Genomic DNA, 19,563 nt, shown 5'->3' with positions numbered 1-19,563 from the left:
CTCTTTGATCACCCTTTTTTGGAGATGCCATGACCGCCACGCCCACCATCGCCCCCTACGGCACCTGGACCTCGACCATCGACGCCGCGCGCGTGGCGGCCGGCGCCACGCCCATGTCCGGCTTGCAGGTGGGCGGCGCGGACGGCAACGACATCTTCTGGCTGGCCGGCCGCGCGGCCGAAGCGGGCCGCAACGCCCTGCTGCGCCACCACGGCGCCGAAACACAGGAACTGACGCCCGCACCGTTCAACGTGCGCACCCGCGTGCACGAATACGGCGGCGGCGCGTACCTGGTCGATGGCGACACCGTGTATTTCTCGCATTTTGCCGATAACCGCCTGTACCGCTTGGCCATCGACGCAGACCACGCCGCGCCGGTGGCGCTGTCGCAGGGCGGCCAGCACCGCTTTGCCGACTTCGTGCTCGACCGCGCGCATGAGCGCCTGATCGGCGTGCGCGAACTGCACGCCGACGATGGCGACGAGCACGCGCAGCCGGTCAATACCATCAGCGCGGTCGGCTTCGACGGCGTTGAACAAGTGCTGGTTGAAGGCGCCGACTTTTACTCGTCGCCGCGCCTCGCGCCGGACGGCCGCACGCTGGCGTGGCTCAGCTGGGACCACCCGCGCATGCCGTGGCAGGGCACCACCCTGTGGCGCGCCAGCGTGAACGCGGACGGCACGCTGGCGGCGCCGGTGCAGGTGGCGGGCGGCGCCGAGGAGTCGATCTGCCAGCCCGAGTGGTCGCCGGACGGCCTGCTGCACTTCGTCTCGGACCGCAGTGGCTGGTGGAACCTGTACCGCCAGGGCGGCGATCAGACAATCGAGGCGCTGTGCCCGATGGAAGCGGAGTTCGGCGGCCCGCACTGGACCTTCGGTAACAGCATGTACGGCTTCCGCTCGGCTGGCGAAATCATCTGCACCTATATCGACAAGGGCGTGAGCCGCCTGGCGCGCCTGCTGCCCGCCAGCGGCAAGCTGGAACCGCTCTCCAACCCGTACGAGGAAATCCGCGAATTGCGCGTGGCGCCAGGCTATGTCGCCATGCTGGCCGGCAGCCCGACCATTGCGCTGGAACTGGCGCGCATCGATTTTACCGAAGAAGGCGTGGAAATCCTGGCGCAGTCGATCGAGGACCTGCCCGACGAAACCAACCTGTCGGTGCCGCTGAACCTGGAGTTTGCCAGCAACGGCCGCACCGCCTACGCCTTCTTCTACCCTCCGCGCAATGCGCTTGTCACCGCGCCCGACGCCGAAAAACCGCCGGTGATCGTGATCAGCCACGGCGGCCCCACCGGCATGACCGTCAACACGTTAAAACTGGCCACGCAGTTCTGGACCAGCCGCGGCTTCGGCGTACTGGACGTGAACTACGGCGGCAGCACCGGCTTCGGCCGCGCTTACCGCGACCTGCTGCGCGGCCAGTGGGGCATCGTGGACGTGGAAGACTGCGTGGCCGGCGCCCGCGCGCTGGTCGAACGGGGCCTGGCCGATGGCGACCGCCTGATCATCCGCGGCGGCAGCGCCGGCGGCCTGACCACGCTGTGCGCATTGACCTTCCACGACGTGTTCAAGGTCGGCGCCAGTTACTACGGTGTGTCGGACCTGAAAGGGCTGGACCAGGACTCGCACAAGTTCGAATCGCACTACAATGCCTACCTGATCGCGCCGCAGCCGCAGGCCGAGGCGCTGTACCAGGCCAGATCGCCGATCAACCACACCGACCGCCTCAAGCGCCCGATGATTTTCTTCCAGGGCCTGGACGACAAGGTGGTGCCGCCGCAGCAGTCCGAGATGATGGTCGATGCGCTGCGCGCACGCGGCGTGCCGGTGGCGTACGTGCCGCTCGAAGGCGAAGGCCATGGCTTCCGCAGGGGCGAGAACATCGTGCGCACCCTGCAAGCGGAACTGTATTTTTACCAGCGCATGTTCGGCCTGCACGATGCGGCCGCGCCGGCGCCGGTTCACATCGATAACTTGCCCAACTGAGAATGACCGATACCACCTTGCAGCACGAATTCGATGCGCTGGAATTCAATGAAAAAATGATCCTGGCGCTGCTGGCGCTGATCGGCGAGCCGGTGGGACGCACCGCCATCCTCGACCTGCTCAAGCACGCCCGCATCGAAAACGCCGAGGGCAAGCGCTACACCGTGCTCACGCTCGACGACGCCATGCAAAAACTCGACCGCCTGGCCTTCATCAGCGTGGTGGTGGGACGCGGCCACGTGTGCAATCCCAAGCTGCGCTGGCCCGCCATCCGCGCCGCCATTGGCACCCATGCGCTCGACGACCTGTGCGCGGCCTACATGGAACTGGTGCCGCTGCGCCAGACCTGGGGCGGCTACGAGCCGCGCAGCTACCGCGCCGGCATGGCGCTCTTGCGCATGGGCCTGTTGCGCGGCCAGGCGCCGCAGCAACTGGCGCCGATCCTGGCGTTTTGCCAGAACAGCTACGAGGCGGCGCAACTGCATCCGATCGTGGAAATCTTCGGGCGCCCGTTCGAGGCAGGCATGCTGGCGCGCGTGCACCCGCTGATGCAGGACGATATCCTGGCCACCCTGCTGCACAACGCCCAGTACGAACCACACACCGCGCCGGGCATCCGCGAATTTTGCGAACAGCACCTGCAACGCCGGCAGGCGACCAACGACACTGTCGCCCCGGCCTTGCGCATGGCGCTGACCGCCGACGCCATCCTAGGCGGACGTATCGACGACGCCAGGCGTTACCTGGACGGCACGGCCGGCCCCGACAGCCAGTTCCTCGCCAGCACCGTGGTGCTGTTGCAGGGCGCGGGCAGCGCGGCGCTGGCAGGTTTTGAGGTGGCACTGAAGACGTTGCGCCGCGAGACCGGCAAGCGCAAGCAGCTGTTCGACGGCTTCGGCAGCTACCTGTATCTGGCCGCGCTGCTGCGTAGCCCCGACCCCAAGCACCAGAAAAGCGTGCAAGCCTACCTCGAGATCGCGGTACGCATGCCACAAAACCGGGGTAGCGCGATCTTCCAGCAGCTCGACCTGCTGCGCCAGGTCCGCGCCGGCACCATGACCGCCGACGCCATCGGCAACCTGGCATGGGACCCCGACCTGCAAACCCAGTTGTTCCAGTGCCTGCTGTTCTACTGGCTGTCGGTGCCGCACCTGGGCGAGCGCAAGCTGCAGTTGCAGGAACTGTTCGAGCAGTCCGACCGCGCCGGTTTCTACTTCATCGCGGCGCAGGCAGCCACCTTGCTGGGCCACCTGGGCAATGTCGGGATGTCCGAGCGCGGCGCCGCCCTGCGCGCGCGCCTGGCGCTGCCCGACCTGTCCACCTGGTTCGAGCGGCAGGAAGGCTGGCAGCGCCAGCTGACGGCGCTGATCAATCTGCAGCAGCCCGAGGGCGCGGCGGTGACCGGCACGGGCAAGGCGTCGCGCCTGGTGTGGCTGCTCGAGTATCAGCCGCGCTGGGGCGTGACGGAAGTGACACCGGTCGAGCAAAAGCGCGATGCGCGCGGCATCTGGAGCAAGGGCCGCGCGGCCAGCCTGAAACGCCTGCGCTTCGAGACCGAGGCGTTCGACTTCCTCACGCCGCAGGACGTGCGCGCCACCGAATCGATCACGGTCTCGCATCGCGGCTACACGTCGAGCGGCATGGCGTATGAAGTCAACCCGCAGCGCGCGGTTGCCGCCCTGGTCGGCCACCCGCTGCTGTACTGGGCCGATGCGCCCGACATGCGGGTGGAGTTGTTGGCGGGCGAGCCGGAACTGTTGATCCGCAAAAGCGCGGGTAACCTCGAAATCCGCCTGCACCCGCCGATTCCCGACGACAGCGCCACGGTGATCGTCACCAAGGAAACGCCCACGCGCCTGCGCGTGGTGACGATCCAGGACGAGCACCGCCGCATCGGCGCCATCGTCGGCGACGCCCTCAACGTGCCGGCCCACGCCGAAGAACAGGTGCTGCACGCGATCCGGTCGATTTCGTCGCTGGTGACGGTGCAGTCGGACATCGGCGGCGCCGCGCCCGACATGGAGCAGGTGGAGGCCGACATGCGCCTGCACGTGCACCTGCTGCCCTACCAGCATGGCCTCAAGATGCAGATCCTGGTGCGGCCGCTACCCAACGGCGCCTACTACGCACCCGGCGACGGCGCCGACAGCGTGATCGCCGACGCCGGCGGCAAACCGATGCAGGCACGGCGCCAGCTGGTCGAGGAGCGCGACGCCGAACGCGCGCTGATCGCCAAATGCCCGGTGCTCGAATCCGCCGAACAGGAACACGGCGAATGGCTGCTGGGCCAGCCCGCATTGTGCCTGCAACTGCTGACCGAATTGCAGGAGCTGCCGCCCGAGAGCATCGTCATCGCCTGGCCCGAAGGCGAGAAATTCCGCGTCACGGCCAAGGTGGAGACCAAGCAGGTACGCCTGGCCATCAAGAGCAACAAGGACTGGTTTGCCGCCAGCGGCCAGGTGCAGATCGACGAAGACAAGGTGATGGACCTGCGCACCCTGCTCGAACTGGTCCAGAAAAGCAAAAGCCGCTTCGTGGAACTGGGCGAGAACCGCTTCCTGGCGCTGGCCGACGAACTGCACCGGCGCCTGCGCGAAGTCTCGGCCTACGGCGAGCTGACCGAGGACGGCGTGCGCCTGCATCCGCTGGCGTCGTTCGCCCTGGAAGAACTGGCCGACGACGTCGGTGGCGTCAAGGCCGACAAGCTGTGGAAGGAGCACCTGGCGCGCATGGCCGAGCAGACCGCGTTCGAGCCGGTGCTGCCGTCCACCTTGCAGGCCGACCTGCGCGACTACCAGGTCGATGGCTTCAACTGGCTGGCACGCCTTGCGCACTGGGGCGTGGGCGCCTGCCTGGCCGACGACATGGGCCTCGGTAAAACCCTGCAGGCGCTGGCGCTGATCCTCTCGCGCGCACCAAGCGGCCCTACCCTGGTAATCGCCCCGACCTCCGTCTGCCTGAACTGGGTGAGCGAGGCGGCGCGCTTTGCGCCCACCTTGAACGTCAAGATGTTCGGCGCCGGCGACCGTGCCGACACCCTGGCCACCCTGCAGCCGTACGACCTGGTGGTGGCCAGCTACGGCCTGCTGCAACTGGAAGCGGCGCTGTTTGCGGGTGTCAAGTGGCGCACCATCGTGCTCGACGAAGCGCAGGCGATCAAGAACGGCGCCACCAAGCGCTCGCAGGCGGTAATGGCCTTGAATGGCGACTTCCGCATGGCGTGCACCGGCACCCCGCTGGAAAACCATCTGGGCGAGTTGTGGAACCTGTTCCGCTTCATCAATCCGGGCCTCCTGGGCAGCATCGAGCAGTTCAACCTGCGCTTTGCCGCGCCGATCGAAAAGCCGCAGGACCACCGCGCCGAAGTGGGTGCACGCAACCGCCTGCGCCGGCTGATTCAACCGTTCATGCTGCGCCGGACCAAGTCGCAGGTGCTGACCGAACTGCCGCCGCGCACCGAGATCACGCTCGAAGTGGACCTGTCGGCCGAGGAAACCGCGCTGTACGAATCGCTGCGCCGCACGGCGCTGGAAACCCTGGCGGCCGTGGAAGGCCCGGCGGAAAAGAAATCGATCCAGATCCTGGCCGAGATCATGAAGCTGCGCCGCGCCTGCTGCAATCCGAACCTGGTGTCGCCGGAACTGGGCATCGCCAGCAGCAAGCTGGCCGCGTTTGCGCACCTGCTGGCCGGCTTGCTGGAGAACCGCCACAAGGTGCTGGTGTTCAGTCAGTTCGTCGATCACCTGGCGCTGATCCGCGCCCACCTGGACGCCAACGATATCGGCTACCAGTACCTCGACGGTTCGACGCCGATGAACGAGCGCAAGAAGCGGGTCGATGCATTCCAGGCTGGCATCGGCGACGTTTTCCTGATCAGCCTGAAGGCGGGCGGCGTGGGCATCAACCTCACCGCTGCCGACTACGTGATCCACATGGACCCGTGGTGGAATCCGGCGGTGGAAGACCAGGCCTCGGACCGCGCCCACCGCATGGGCCAGCTGCGGCCGGTGACCATTTATCGCCTGGTGGCGCGCCATACGATCGAGGAAGGCATCGTCGATCTGCACCAGCACAAGCGCGACCTGGCCGACAGCCTGCTCGAAGGCAGCGATGTCTCGGGCCGCATGTCGGCGGGCGAGATGTTGAACATGTTGCAAGAGGGGCTCAAGTATTAGCTTGTAACAGGGTCGCGCAAGCGGGCCGATTAATGATAATCTCCCACGCTTCGACTCGGCTCGCAGACGGGCCTTGTCATCTTTACACAAGGCTGCATAGACGATGATCAAGACAAAACTCGCGCTGGCGATGGTAATGGCGGCCCTCGCCTTTGCCCCGGCCAGCGCCGCGACCCAGAAAAAGTCCGCGAAGACTACCAATAGCAGTAAAAACGCCAAGAAGAGCACCGCCAAGAACACCAAGAAAAGCACGGCCAAGACCGTCGCCAAGGCCGCGCCCGCAGCGGTGCTGGCCGAGCGCTGGCAGGACCGCCAGTTCGATGCGCTGAGCAACCAGTTCCTCAACGCCCAGTGGCGCATCGATTCGGAAAGCGCGATCTACGCCGGCAAGTACGACACTGCTGCCACCCTGTTCGTGCCCGACCAGGCCGGTATTGCCAGCGAACTGGCGTTCATCGACGAATGGCTCGAGCGCTTCGGCAAGGTCAACGCCAAGCAACTGGCCGCCAAGCAGCGCACCGACCTGCAACTGCTGCAAAACAAGCTCGAAGGCGACCGCTGGCGCCTGACCACGCTGCGCGAATACGAGTGGAATCCCGCCAGCTACAACGTGGCCGGTCCGCTGGACCTGATCCTCAATACCGAGTACGCGGCCCAGCCGCAGCGCCTGCGCACCCTGCTCAAGCGCATTACCAGCATCCCGGCCTACTACGACGCCGCGCGCGCCAACATCGTCAACCCCACGCGCGAGCACACGCTGCTGGCGATCAAGCAGGCGCCCGGCGTGCAGGCCGTGCTGGTGGAAGTCAACAAGGTGGCGCAAGCGTCGATCCTGAACGCGGCCGAGAAGCAGCAGTTCACCTTGCGCGTCGATGCCGCGCTGGCTGCCGTGAACAACTACGTTACTTACCTGACCGAGCGCGAAAAGCTGATGGCCACCGAAGGCCGTCGCAGCTTCCGCATCGGCAAGGAACTATACGAGAAAAAATTCGCCTACGATATCCAGTCGGGCAGCACCGCCGAGCAGACCTATCAAAAAGCGCTGGCCGCCCGCGAAGAATTGCTGGCCAATATGGAGCGCGTGTCCGACGAGATGTGGGACAAGTACCTGCCCGGCGTGGCGAAACCGGCCGACCGCTATGCCAAGATCGGCATGATGATCGACAAGCTGTCCGAACGCCATGTCGCGCGCGAGAATTTCGTCACCGAAATCCGCCGCCAGATTCCCGAATTACAGGCCTGGGTGATCAAGCACGACCTGCTCACGCTCGACCCGAACAAGCAACTGGAAGTGCGCGCCACCCCTGCCTACCAGGCCGGCGTGGCAGGCGCCAGCATTGACGCGCCGGGCCCGTACCGCCCGCAGGACCGCACCTACTACAACGTCACCCCGCTCGATGGCGCCACGCCCGAGGCGGCCGAGAGCAGCCTGCGCGAGTACAACCACTGGATCCTGCAAATCCTCAACATCCACGAAGCCATTCCCGGCCACTACGCCCAGCTGGTGTACGCCAACAAGTCGCCGTCGATCGTCAAGTCGATCTTCGGCAACGGCGCCATGGTCGAAGGCTGGGCCGTGTACGGCGAGCGCATGATGCTCGAATCGGGCTATGGCGACAACGCGCCGGAAATGTGGCTGATGTATTCGAAGTGGAACCTGCGCAGCGTGACCAACACCATCCTCGACTACAGCGTGCACGTGCTGGGCATGACCGAAGAGCAGGCCATCGATTTACTGACGCGCCAGGCCTTCCAGACCCGCACCGAGGCCACCGAGAAGTGGCACCGGGTGCAGGTATCGTCAGTGCAGCTGACCAGCTATTTCAGCGGCTACAGCGAGATCATGGCGCTGCGCGAAGAACGCAAGCAGGCGCTGGGCAGCAACTTCAATCTGAAACAGTTCCACGAACAGTTCCTCAGCTACGGCAGTGCGCCGGTGCGGGTGATCCGGGAATTGATGATCAATAAGTAAGTGTGGGCGAACAATAGATTTTGACAAAACCAATAAAGTTTGACACAAGGCGACCTCGACCCCGGAGAAATTCGCGGAGCGCACCTGTTGAACAAAAAGAAGATGCCGGCCACGCCACCAATGCTGAACGCTGTCGTGCGCCTGATCGCGCAGCTTGGCGGCTTCCGCGGCCGCAAGGGTGACGGCAAACCCGGCGCCAAGACGATCTGGCGCGGACTCGATCAAGTATTCGTCGCCGAGGAGACATTGTGCGCGTTACGCGACGGACTCAGCTGACTTATGTTAAAGGGGCTGGGCTATACGAGAGTAGCCAGCGTATGGAATTTGTGCTGAAAGCTGCTTCCCGTTTCAACGAGTTACTGAGCGGCGAGGAAAGAACTTATATCGAAGCGTCGCTCAACGCGATTGCCGATACCGGTGATCCGACATGAGAGCCGCGTACTGTTTTTCGCTGGCCTTTTTATCAGTGTTCCTTCGATATGGTTTTACCTTGGGCTAAGGCGGTTCGCTAACCGCTCGTCTGTTGTTGAATGTCGAACACTCTATGTAAGGAAATGGTGCAGCTGCTCTCAAAAAATTACGGCCAAGACAGTAAAATGCAAAAAATTAATGACGTTACAATCTGCGCATTTCCCGGATGAAAGTACCTGTATAGTTGGGCAATCCAAATTTAACTGTCAGGAATGCTGATGTGGGCCGACGTCGATACCAAGCTGGATTTTCTGAACTATTCGGAGGTCGCTGAAATTGTTGCAGAGGTTGTAAGAGACCCAAGAATGCGTCCGGTGACTGTTGGTGTATTTGGAACATGGGGTACAGGAAAATCGACCCTTCTCAATTTGGTTGAGAGCCGCTTGTCTAACGTAGCGGACTCGGAGTCGGACTATATAGTTGTTCGCTTCGACGCGTGGCTTTACCAAGGCTTTGATGACTCCCGTGCCGCTCTCATGGAAGTAATCGCGACGACGCTGTTGGAAAAAGCTGGAAATAATGTCAGCCTCATCGCTAAAGGGAAGAGTCTGCTGCGAAGAGTAAATGCGATCCGCGCCTTAGGACTCCTCGTTGAAGGGGGAGCACTGGCGATGGGGGTTCCAACGTTTGGATTCGCAACTAAAGCTGTAAGCGCCCTTGGTGACGTGATGAGCGGGAGTGCAGATGAGGAAGATATTTCTGCAATCAAGGAAGCAGGTGAAGAGACTAAAAAACGTGGGACCAGGCTACTAGCTCCTGAAGAAAAGCGTACGCCGCCCAAAGAAATTGCTGCCTTCCGAGAAGAATTTGCTCAAATTTTAACGGACTTGGGCAAGACACTGGTTGTCTTCGTCGATAATTTAGATCGCTGCCTTCCCACACAGACGATTCAAACACTTGAAGCCCTTAGGCTATTCTTGTTCATGGAACAAACGGCGTTCGTCGTCGCAGCCGACGAAGATATGGTTCGCCATTCCGTAAGTAAGCATTTTCGCGACCCCGGCGACCGCCATGTTACTGATTATCTCGACAAGCTGATCCAGGTACCGGTGAGAGTTCCTCGGCTCGGTACTCAAGAAGTGCGGGCCTACCTATTTCTTCTATTCGCGTCGGCTGCCACGATGCCTGAAGCCCGAGTTGAATTTCTGCGTTCAGGCCTAGAAACTAACCTCCGTCGGGCATGGAAGGAAGAGCCAATCAGTACGGAGGATGCCTTGGATCTGCTAGGTAACGACGTACCCGAAGATGTCAAATTATCGTTCGGCATTGCGGATCGCATGGCGCATATGCTGGCAAACTCAGTCGTTATACAGGGAAATCCAAGAATTGTTAAACGAATGCTCAACGTAGTCCGTATGCGCAGCCGCGTGGCCAAGCTTCGTGAGATGCAGATTGACGAAGCTTTAATTGCCAAGCTCGTCCTATTTGAGCGCTGCACGGATGACAAGGCAATTTCACACTTGTATAACGAAATTAACGCTGCGAGCGATGGCGTACCGAAAATTTTAACGACCCTTGAAAATTGTCGTGACGACCCCGAAAAATTTAAGAGCGAATGTCCAGAAGCGTGGGCGGGACGTCTAGAATTTCTCCGGGAGTGGTTGATGTTGACACCTCCACTTGCGCAAATGGACCTGCGTCCGCTGGTCTACCTCAGCCGGGAAACAACGACCTTGCGAGCGCAGCGAGGCGGTATGTCAACGGTTGCGCTTGAGGCACTTGAAATATTGGGACGGACAACGAACACGTCTTCCCCCTCAGCGACAGCTGCCCTCAGCTCCATACCACCAGGAGAAGAGCGCGCCGTAATGGCAGCCTTAATTCAAAGCTTTCGCAATATCGCTGACTGGGCGTCAAAGCCTGTCGGCTTTGATGGAGCGCTACTTCTCGCAGAGCGGTCGTCTGAGGCCGGGAAACTTTTGTATGGATTTATCTCGACGAAAATGCCTGGTACGCTAAAACCTTGGCTGAAGGTACTAGTTCGGAACAAGCCTTGGTTTACCAGTGAAGGGGCTCAATAATGGGCACTTCAACCTCAAGCAAAGGACCTGGCGCAGGGTCCCCACTCGTTCCTCCTTGGGCAGATACGGACAATTCAGGAGGAGGACCTCCGCCGGAGCCCCACAGATTCAGGGAATTCCGCCGCAGCCTTGGCAAGTTTGTTTCAGGGGGAGCACTTTCTGATTTGCAAACTTCACTGGGGAGTTACGCAAAAACCGCGACCGGCGGCAGTGCGGTTGGGCCCAGGCGATTCGGTTCAATGGCGCGTGCAGGTGGGGGCCTTTTCGACGCAATCAGTAATGGCAAACGGGTAGATGCCGCTCTTAATCTAAAGCTAGCTGAGCTAAATGGACTGCCTACCGATGTGGCAATCGACAAAATTGTTCAGATGTTGGTTCCAGATGATGGGGACGCTGATCGCATTCGAGTCGCACTAAATGAAGCATTAGCGGACTGCCTCGACGGATACGAAGATTTTGATTTCAATAATTTCAGTGACGAGATGGTTGTACAAGTCATGCTTGCCTATGTGACACAGTGTGTTTTCGGCCAGATTGTGCTGGATTCAAGGGATGCTTTCGCCAAAGCTTCAAGCGCGGCCCGATCTGAGCAAGCCGAGCGAGAGCTGCATGCGCTTGTCGCTGCGTGCGTAGACGTGCACATGCGGCGACTCTTAGCGGGTAGCTTAGGCACGTTAGATCAGCGACAGATTGAAGAGGCACAGCTTCACGCAATCCGTGATGTTTGGATCGAATGGGAAGGTTATATATCATGAATCACATCATTTGCCATCACGAGGCAGCGCAACTCCCTTTAGGTCGAGACAACAAAATTCCAGTTTTGATGTATGGAAGAAGTCCGCCAGGTCACGGAAGTGGATCGATTGGTGGACCTGTCCTCTCCGCAGTACGCCGGATGGGATTGACCGTGCACGCTCAAGCATTCGATTTGCTCACGATTGCTATGGCTGTAACGGCAGCAGACACATTTGTTAACCGCGCGGAATCGGCCGACGGCTGGGCTCGCGAGCTTCACTTGACTGTGCCGATTTCCGATCCCGCTGCTTGGGACACTGCGACTCCGCTTCTGGAAGACGCGCTCAATTTTTTGAGTGGCGATGTTTGGACGATCTCTCTACAAGATGGTGGTCTGGTCCCTCCAATACCTCAGGCGCGCGGCAACCTGACGGATATATCGAAAAGTGACTGCGCCAGTCTATTTTCCGGCGGCTTGGACAGCGCAATTGGCGCTTTGGATTTGGTTGCTCAGGGACGGACACCCGTGTTGATCAGTCACGCATATCGTGGAGATGCCGACCGACAACGAGTAATTCGCTCAGCGCTACCGAAGCAGCTTGCACAGTTTTCTGCAATAGCGAACCCACGTTCAAACACTGATGGTGCGAACGATGTGCAAATGCGGACGCGGAGCTTCAACTTCCTGGCGTATGGCGCACTTGTTGCGGCCACCATGGCAGACAAAACAAAAAAACACACCGTTCCACTATTTGTGCCGGAGAACGGCCTTATCGCTCTAAATCCACCGTTAACCTTCCGGCGGATCGGCTCGCTGAGCACCCGGACTACCCATCCATTCTTCTTGAACCTAATGCAGCGTGTATTTGACGAAGTCGCTATACCAGTGCAGATATTGAATCCTTACGCGCTCGCTACCAAAGGTGAAATGATCCGCAACTGTCAAAATCAGGCAACGCTCAGACAGATCGCTCATCAAACCGTCTCATGCGGCAAATGGAAACGAACGAATAAACAATGCGGTAAATGTGTTCCGTGTCTCATCCGTCGCGCGTCGTTTTACGCGGCGCAACTTCCCGATAGAACATCCTACGCTGCGGGAGGCATAGACTTGACAGCGCTACTTGTAGGAGATCTACCAAAGGACGACTTAATGGCGATGATCCTGGCATCAAAGCGGCTGGACGGCGCTAAGATGCGTCGTTGGGTACCGCTTGCTGGACCACTACCCCATACCCGAGCTGAACGCGACTCGTTACTTAATGTAGCGGAACGAGGAATCACCGAGGTAAAACATTTTTTGACGCACGAGAAATTACTTTAATGGGCATCCCAGCAGTTGACTTTCATTGTCACTTAGATCTTTATCCCGAGCCTCTAATCACAGCTGCTAGATGCGCTAAGGAGGACACTTTCGTACTTTCTGTAACTACCACACCGAAAGCATGGCAAGGAACGGCTGCATTAGCGCATTCATCCACACGGATTAAAACCGCGCTAGGCCTGCATCCACAATTGGCGCACCAGCGCAGCAGTGAACTTGCTATGTTTGACGCCTTACTTCCAAAAACACGGTACGTGGGCGAAGTCGGCCTGGACGCCAGCGCCCCATTTAAACCTTATTTGAATGAGCAGAAGCGTGTTTTCGAACACGTGCTCAGCTCATCCTCAAAGGCTGGAGGTCGAATCCTGTCGATCCACAGTCTACGATCCTGCACAGCTGTACTTGATGTGTTAAGCCGGCACCCATGTGCAGGCGTCCCCGTCTTTCATTGGTTTACGGGGTCAGTTTCTGAACTAGACCGGGCAATTGCAATGGGCTGCTGGTTCTCGGTCGGACCAACGATGCTAACGTCACGTCGTGGAGCTGAGGCGGCCTGCAGAATGCCGCGTAACCGTGTTATCACCGAGACAGATGGGCCATTTGGCCAGCTACACCGCCGCTCTCTACAGCCAGGCGAAGTACAAGGGGCTATAGGGGTGCTCGCCCAGAGTTGGAAGATGAGTGAGCAAGAGGCATCATCGACCGTATTAGAATCTTTCCGGACTCTGGTGAGCAGCGATGTCGGCGGTCAACGTTAAGTGTATAACGTTACACACATTTCCGTGACCACCTGACCAGTCCCCAAAAATTTTTTACATTCAATGAGTTCCGCAGCTTAGGGGCGAAAACAGCCATTTGAATAATCCGAAATCTTGCCGTTACATTATTCAAAACAGACTCATAACCAAGACATCAAGAATGCTTTTATGCATCCAGAGTGAGAGAGTAAGCTGACTCAAATGCGATTGAGCCAGCAATGATTGATTTCTTTATTATTGGTTTCTACGCAGCATGCAAAGGCCCCGCAGTGTCACCACTGCGGGGCCTTTTTTTACGTCGGTAAGATCAGGACTGCTTTTCTTCTGGTGCGGTCGACATTTTGACAAACATCGGAGCGACCAGCAAACCCAGTTCGAACAGCAGGCACATTGGAATCGCCAGCGAGAACATCGACATCGCGTCCGGCGGCGTGACCAGGCCGGCAATCGCGAACGCGCCGACGATGGCGTACGGGCGGATCTCCTTGAGCTTGGCCACCGACACCAGCCCGGTGCGCACCAGGATCACCACCACCACCGGCACCTCGAAGGTGGCGCCGAAGGCCAGGCACATCGACATCACGAAGTCGAGGTAGTTCTCGATATCGGGCGTGACCGCGATCGACGTGGGCGAGAACTGGGCAATGAAATGGAACACGCGGCCGAACACGAAGAAATAACAGAACGCCACGCCCGCCATGAACAGCAGCGACGACGAGATGACCAGCGGTGCGACCAGGCGCTTTTCATGCGTGTACAGGCCGGGGGCAACAAACGCCCACATCTGGTATAACACCCACGGCAAGGCCATGATCAGCCCCAGCACGAAAGTGACCTTCATGGGCACCAGGAACGGCGATGTCACGCCGGTAGCGATCATCTTGGAGCCGACCGGCAGCGAGTTGATCATCGGTTGGGCGATAAAGTCGTAGATTTGCGCCGGGCCGGGCCAGAACATCAGTACGGCAACCACCAGCACGACCCCGATGGTCGCCTTGACCAGCCGGTTGCGCAGTTCGACCAGATGGGAGATGAAGGTCTCTTCGCCTGTGTTTGGGGTAGTCATCAGTAAAACGAGTTCTGGATGTTGCCGCGTGGGCGGAACCGGGCAACGCGCGCGGCGCCGGACGTGACATGCAGCTTGCCGCCGTGGCGTTGCTTGTACCAGCCGGGTACTGCCGAGTTACGCACCAGCTTTTTGCGGCGGAACTCGCGCGCCTTGCGCGCCAGGTCGTCGCTGCTTACCGTGCTAAACGAAGTCGAGGCCGACGAGATATCTTCCATGGCCGGCGTATCGTGCCAGGCATTCTGTACCTCGCCGAGGTTTTCCGCGATGGAGTTTTCGACGTCGCTCTTGATGTTGTGCGCCGCTTCCTGCACTTCCTTTTGCAGGTTGCGCAGTTCTTCGAGCTCGATTTCGCGCGTGACTTCGGACTTGACGTTGTTGAGGTAACGCTGGGCGCGGCCGTACAGGTTCCCGGCCATGCGCGCCACCTTGGGCAGCTTTTCGGGACCGATGACGACCAGCGCAACCACGCCGATCACCAACATTTTAGTAATACCGAGATCGATCATAGGACAGAAGCGTCAGCTCGCGCGGCCCCGCTGGGGGCCGCTGCGGCTTACAGCTTGTTTTTCTCTTTGACGTCGACGTCGATGGTGCTCGGGGTGGCCGGAGGCGCAGGCGGAGCGACCGGCTTGTCCTCGTCGCTGCCCTTGACGCCATCCTTGAAGCCTTTGACGGCCTTACCGATGTCACCACCCATATTGCCCAGCTTTTTGGTGCCGAAGATCAAAATCACCACCACCAGCAAAATAACCCAATGTACCCAGCTCGTCGAACCCATCTCATTCCCCTTGGCGGCGCAGCGCGCCGGTTAACCTGTTGATCCAAAATGCAGCGACAGTATACGCCAAGCGTCGCCCGTCATGTGTATGTCATGCAGCAAGCCTTGTGACCAGTTGTCAGGCTGGCAGTACCTGTTATCGTTCGCCGCGCCACGGGTGGGCGCCGCCGATCACGTGCATGTGCAGATGGTACACCTCTTGCCCGCCATCCGGTCCACTGTTGATGACGGTCTTGAAGCCGGCCACCGGCTGACCCTGGTCATCATAGCTGACCGCGCAACCGAATTCCCCTGCAAGACGGGGGGCCAGCGCCAGCATTTTGCCCAGCAGCGGGGCGTCGTCCAGCGTACAGTCGGACAGCGTGGAAAAATGCTTTTTTGGAATCACCAGCAGGTGCACGGGCGCATGCGGGTGGATGTCCTTGAACGCGTACAGCTCGTCGTCTTCGTAGACGGCGGTGGACGGGATGGTCTTTTCAGCGATCTTGCAGAACAGGCAGTTTTCCACGGGGGCTCCCAAGTGATAGTTCAGCGCCGCGCGCGGCGAGGCGTTTCAAAATGAGCAGGGCGAGGCGCAGCGCCGCAGACAGTGCGTTAGCACGGCAAGGCGCTGCAACGACGCCATGGTCATTTTTAAACGCTCTCGCCACGTGCGGCTTTTTCTTCGATACCGGATACCCCTTCGCGGCGCGCCAGTTCGTCCAGGACTTGCTGGGGCTTCAGGTCGAACTGCGCCAGCAACACCAGCGTATGGAACCACAGGTCGGCCACTTCGTACAACACCTTGTCAGGCTCGCCAGAAACGCGTGCGTCCTTGGCGGCCATCACGGTCTCGGTGGCTTCTTCGCCGATTTTTTTCAGGATGGCGTCGTCGCCCTTGGCAAACAGCTTGGAGACGTACGAGGTGGCGGGGTCGCCGCCGTTGGCCAGCTTGCGCGATTCCATCAGCTCGGCCAGGCGGTCCAGGATAGTGCTCATAAACTCAGCTCGATTTCGGTTTGGTGTAAATGTCGCCCGGGTCCTTCAGGACCGGCTCGGCGTTGTGCCAGTCGCCGCCCTCGGCGTCGCCCTCGAATTTTTGATAGAAGCACGAATGGCGGCCGGTATGGCAGGCGATGCCGCCGGCTTGCTCGATCTTGAGCAGCACCACGTCTTCATCGCAGTCGAGGCGGATTTCCAGCACTTTTTGCGTGTGGCCCGACTCTTCGCCCTTGTGCCACAGCTTTTTGCGCGAACGGCTCCAGTACACGGCTTCGCCGAGCTCGACCGTTTTGGCCAGCGCGTCGCGGTTCATCCAGGCGAACATCAACACGTCGTTGCTGCCGGCCTCCTGGGCGATCACCGGCACCAGGCCGTTTTCGTCCCAGTGGATTTTTTTCAGCCATTTGGCCTTGGCCACGTTGTTGGTTGGGGTAGACATGAGTTTTTCCGCTATCTGCTTAATCGAGGCGCATCGGAATGCCCTGCTGTGCCATGAAGCGCTTGGCTTCCTGCACCGTGTGCTGGCCGTAGTGGAAGATGCTCGCTGCCAGCACCGCGTCTGCCTTGCCCAGCTTGACGCCGTCGGCCAGGTCTTGCAGGCCGCCCACGCCGCCCGAGGCGATCACGGGGATGCCGATGGCATTCGAGACACTGCTGGTCAGGCCCAGGTCGAAGCCAGACTTGGTGCCGTCGCGGTCCATGCTGGTGAGCAGGATTTCGCCGGCGCCCAGCTGTTCCATCTTGACGGCCCATTCGATGGCGTCGATGCCGGTGGCCTTGCGCCCGCCATGGGTAAACACTTCCCACTTGCCGGGAGACACCTGCTTGGCGTCGATCGCCACCACGATGCACTGCGAGCCGTGCTTTTGCGAGGCATCGAACACCAGCTGCGGGTTCGATACGGCCGACGAGTTCATGCTGACCTTGTCCGCGCCGGCATTGAGCAGGCGGCGCACATCGGCCACTTCGCGCACGCCGCCACCGACGGTGAGCGGAATGAACACCTGCGAAGCCACGGCCTCGATGATGTGCAGGATCAGGCCACGGTTATCGCTGGTGGCGGTAATGTCGAGGAAGGTCAGTTCGTCGGCGCCCTGCTCGTCGTAGCGGCGGGCGATTTCCACCGGGTCGCCGGCGTCGCGCAGCTCGGTGAAGTTGACGCCCTTGACCACGCGGCCATCGGTCACGTCCAGGCAGGGAATGATGCGTTTGGCAAGCATTGATTAATCTTCCGGGTAGTCGGGCAGGTCGCCGCTCAGTTCGTCGGCACGCAGTTGCGCCGAGGCCAGGTCGATCGTGCCTTCGTAAATCGATCGGCCGCAGATCACGCCCTCGATGCCTTCGTCCTGCACCGCGCACAAGGCTTCAACGTCGCCGATATTGTGCAGGCCGCCCGAAGCGATCACGGGAATTTTCACCGCTTGCGCCAGCTTGACGGTGGCTTCGATATTGACGCCGCCCATCATGCCGTCGCGGCCGATGTCGGTGTAGATGATCGATTCCACGCCGTAGGCCTCGAATTTCTTGGCCAGGTCGATCACTTCGTGGCCGGACATCTTGCTCCAGCCGTCAGTCGCTACCTTGCCGTCCTTGGCGTCCAGGCCCACGATGATGTGGCCGGGGAAGGCGCCGCACGCGTCGTGCAGGAAGCCCGGTTCCTTGACGGCGGCCGTGCCGATGATGACGTAGCTGATGCCGGCGTCGAGGTAGCGCTCGATGGTGTCGAGGTCGCGGATGCCGCCGCCCAGTTGCACCGGGATTTCGTCAAGGTCGTTTTCTTCGGCGAATTCCTGCACCACTTTCAGGATGGCCTTGACCGCGCCTTCATTCTTCGGCTTGCCGGCAAAGGCGCCGTTCAGGTCCACCAGGTGCAGGCGGCGCGCGCCTTGCTTGAGCCAGTGCAGGGCCATATCGGCCGGGTTTTCCGAGAAAACGGTGGCAAGTTCCATATCGCCTTGTTTGAGGCGAACGCAGTGACCGTCTTTGAGGTCGATGGCAGGAATGAGCAGCATGATAGGTCTGGGGTCTAGGGAAGTTAAGGTTAAGGGTTCCAGCGGACGAAATTACGGTACAGCTGCAGGCCCGCCGCGGCGCTCTTCTCCGGGTGGAACTGCGTGGCGAAAATATTATCACGGGCGACCGCGCAGCTGAACGGCGCGCCATACGTGGTCAGCCCGACGGTATGCGCGCTCTGCTCCGGCTGGGCGTAGTAGCTGTGGACAAAGTAGAAGTAGCTATTGTCCGCAATGCCATCCCACATGGCGTGAGACGCGTTTTGCTGCACTTGGTTCCAGCCCATTTGCGGCACCTTGAAGCGCGAGCCGTCTTGCTGCAGCTGGCCGTCGAGCTGGAAGCGCACGACCTTGCCAGGCAACAGGCCGAGGCCGGCGGCATCGCCCTCCTCGCTGCCGTCGAACAGCATCTGCTCGCCGATGCACACGCCCATCAGCGGCTTGTTGCGCGCTGCTTCCATCAGCGCTTCCTGCACGCCCGATTCGCGCAGGCTGCGCATGCAGTCGGGCATCGCGCCCTGGCCTGGCAGCACGATGCGGTCGGCGGTTTCGATGTCGGCCACGTCGCCGGAGATGAGCACGTTGGCGTCAAGGGCGACGGCGCGCAGCGCCTGCGCGACCGAACGCAGATTACCCATGCCGTAATCAACTACTACGATTTTTTTCATGATAGTGAAGTCTTACAGAGTGCCCTTGGTCGAGGGGATGGTGCCGGCGGCGCGCGGATCGAGCTCGGACGCCATGCGCAGCGCACGGCCGAAGGCCTTGAACACGGTCTCGCACTGGTGGTGCGCATTGGTGCCGCGCAGGTTGTCGATGTGCAGGGTCACCAGCGCGTGGTTGACGAAGCCGCGGAAAAATTCCAGGGTCAGGTCGACGTCGAAGGTGCCGATCATGGCGCGCGTAAACGGGATGTGGTACTCGATGCCTGGCCGGCCCGAGAAGTCCAGCACCACGCGCGACAGCGCTTCGTCGAGCGGCACATACGAGTGGCCGTAACGGACGATGCCCTTGCGGTCGCCGATGGCCTTGGCCACGGCCATGCCCAGCGTGATGCCCACGTCTTCCACCGTGTGGTGGTTGTCGATATGGATGTCGCCGGTGGCTTCCACTTCCAGATCGAACAGGCCATGACGGGCGATCTGGTCGAGCATGTGGTCGAGGAAGGGCACGCCGGTATTGAGCTTTTGCTGGCCGGTGCCATCGAGGTTGATGGAGACGCGGACTTGCGTCTCGTTGGTATTGCGGGTGATTTCTGCGGTGCGGTTCATGAGGGGGC

Annotated in this window: 17 protein-coding genes and 1 pseudogene; 8 read left to right on the top strand and 10 right to left on the bottom strand. The window is 60.5% G+C overall.

The window, feature by feature from the left end:
- Positions 1-29: 29 nt before the first annotated feature.
- The 8 genes and pseudogenes from ASF04_RS14685 (at position 30) to qatD (ending at position 13,444) form a co-directional block, all read left to right on the top strand.
- Positions 30-1,988, top strand: a complete 1,959-nt coding sequence (locus tag ASF04_RS14685) for a S9 family peptidase (protein ID WP_056142974.1) — start codon at positions 30-32, stop codon at positions 1,986-1,988.
- Positions 1,989-1,990: 2 nt separating this feature from the next.
- Positions 1,991-6,163 carry a DEAD/DEAH box helicase gene (locus tag ASF04_RS14680; RefSeq protein ID WP_056142970.1) on the top strand — a complete coding sequence of 1,391 codons (4,173 nt, stop codon included), beginning with the start codon at positions 1,991-1,993 and terminating at the stop codon, positions 6,161-6,163.
- A gap of 103 nt (positions 6,164-6,266) precedes the next feature.
- A complete protein-coding gene (locus ASF04_RS14675) occupies positions 6,267-8,135 on the top strand; it encodes a DUF885 domain-containing protein (protein ID WP_056142967.1) in 1,869 nt (622 codons plus the stop codon).
- A 57-nt stretch (positions 8,136-8,192) separates the two neighbouring features.
- A pseudogene (locus tag ASF04_RS27540) lies at positions 8,193-8,411 on the top strand (IS4 family transposase); the annotation flags it as partial.
- 413 nt (positions 8,412-8,824) lie between these two features.
- The gene (locus tag ASF04_RS14665; protein WP_056142962.1) at positions 8,825-10,627 is read left to right on the top strand and encodes a P-loop NTPase fold protein; all 1,803 of its coding nucleotides are present in this window, start codon (positions 8,825-8,827) and stop codon (positions 10,625-10,627) included.
- Positions 10,628-10,866: 239 nt separating this feature from the next.
- Positions 10,867-11,382: a hypothetical protein gene (locus tag ASF04_RS14660; protein WP_056142959.1), complete on the top strand. Its 516-nt coding sequence runs from the start codon at positions 10,867-10,869 to the stop codon at positions 11,380-11,382.
- On the top strand, positions 11,379-12,686 hold the full coding sequence (gene qatC, locus ASF04_RS26865) for a Qat anti-phage system QueC-like protein QatC (RefSeq protein WP_200931096.1): 1,308 nt from the start codon (positions 11,379-11,381) through the stop codon (positions 12,684-12,686). The genes ASF04_RS14660 and qatC overlap by 4 nt, the downstream gene beginning before the upstream one ends.
- Positions 12,686-13,444 (top strand): Qat anti-phage system TatD family nuclease QatD, encoded by a 759-nt coding sequence (gene qatD / locus ASF04_RS28775; RefSeq protein WP_082488779.1) that lies wholly within the window; start codon positions 12,686-12,688, stop codon positions 13,442-13,444. Before qatC ends, qatD begins: the two co-directional genes overlap by 1 nt.
- 307 nt (positions 13,445-13,751) lie before the next feature.
- Here qatD and tatC read toward each other — a convergent pair whose 3' ends face one another.
- The 10 genes from tatC to hisB all read right to left on the bottom strand — a co-directional run bounded on the left by tatC (position 13,752) and on the right by hisB (position 19,555).
- Positions 13,752-14,510, bottom strand: coding sequence for a twin-arginine translocase subunit TatC (gene tatC, locus ASF04_RS14655; protein WP_019924114.1), 759 nt, complete (start codon positions 14,508-14,510; stop codon positions 13,752-13,754).
- Complete coding sequence (gene tatB / locus ASF04_RS14650) at positions 14,510-15,019, bottom strand: Sec-independent protein translocase protein TatB (protein WP_056142957.1); 510 nt, start codon at positions 15,017-15,019, stop codon at positions 14,510-14,512. The genes tatC and tatB overlap by 1 nt, the downstream gene beginning before the upstream one ends.
- Before the next feature lie 47 nt (positions 15,020-15,066).
- Positions 15,067-15,291, bottom strand: coding sequence for a Sec-independent protein translocase subunit TatA (gene tatA, locus ASF04_RS14645; protein ID WP_056142954.1), 225 nt, complete (start codon positions 15,289-15,291; stop codon positions 15,067-15,069).
- A 136-nt stretch (positions 15,292-15,427) separates the two neighbouring features.
- Positions 15,428-15,799, bottom strand: coding sequence for a histidine triad nucleotide-binding protein (locus ASF04_RS14640; protein WP_056142951.1), 372 nt, complete (start codon positions 15,797-15,799; stop codon positions 15,428-15,430).
- Positions 15,800-15,924: 125 nt separating this feature from the next.
- Positions 15,925-16,269 (bottom strand): phosphoribosyl-ATP diphosphatase, encoded by a 345-nt coding sequence (locus tag ASF04_RS14635; RefSeq protein ID WP_056142948.1) that lies wholly within the window; start codon positions 16,267-16,269, stop codon positions 15,925-15,927.
- Between the two features lie 4 nt (positions 16,270-16,273).
- A complete protein-coding gene (hisI, locus tag ASF04_RS14630; RefSeq protein WP_019924119.1) occupies positions 16,274-16,711 on the bottom strand; it encodes a phosphoribosyl-AMP cyclohydrolase in 438 nt (145 codons plus the stop codon).
- Positions 16,712-16,730: 19 nt separating this feature from the next.
- Entirely contained in the window at positions 16,731-17,492 is a 762-nt protein-coding gene (gene hisF, locus ASF04_RS14625; protein WP_056142945.1) for an imidazole glycerol phosphate synthase subunit HisF, read from the bottom strand.
- Between the two features lie 3 nt (positions 17,493-17,495).
- Positions 17,496-18,284, bottom strand: coding sequence for a 1-(5-phosphoribosyl)-5-[(5-phosphoribosylamino)methylideneamino]imidazole-4-carboxamide isomerase (gene hisA / locus ASF04_RS14620; protein ID WP_056142944.1), 789 nt, complete (start codon positions 18,282-18,284; stop codon positions 17,496-17,498).
- Between the two features lie 29 nt (positions 18,285-18,313).
- The gene (gene hisH / locus ASF04_RS14615; protein ID WP_082488778.1) at positions 18,314-18,952 is read right to left on the bottom strand and encodes an imidazole glycerol phosphate synthase subunit HisH; all 639 of its coding nucleotides are present in this window, start codon (positions 18,950-18,952) and stop codon (positions 18,314-18,316) included.
- Positions 18,953-18,964: 12 nt separating this feature from the next.
- The gene (hisB, locus tag ASF04_RS14610) at positions 18,965-19,555 is read right to left on the bottom strand and encodes an imidazoleglycerol-phosphate dehydratase HisB (RefSeq protein ID WP_019924123.1); all 591 of its coding nucleotides are present in this window, start codon (positions 19,553-19,555) and stop codon (positions 18,965-18,967) included.
- Positions 19,556-19,563 lie beyond the last annotated feature (8 nt).

Origin of the sequence: Duganella sp. Leaf61, from assembly GCF_001421905.1 — a bacterium.
Classification (GTDB): domain Bacteria; phylum Pseudomonadota; class Gammaproteobacteria; order Burkholderiales; family Burkholderiaceae_D; genus Rugamonas; species Rugamonas zoogloeoides.
Note: the sequence above shows the minus strand (reverse complement) of the source record. Positions and strands in the feature narration are given on the sequence as shown.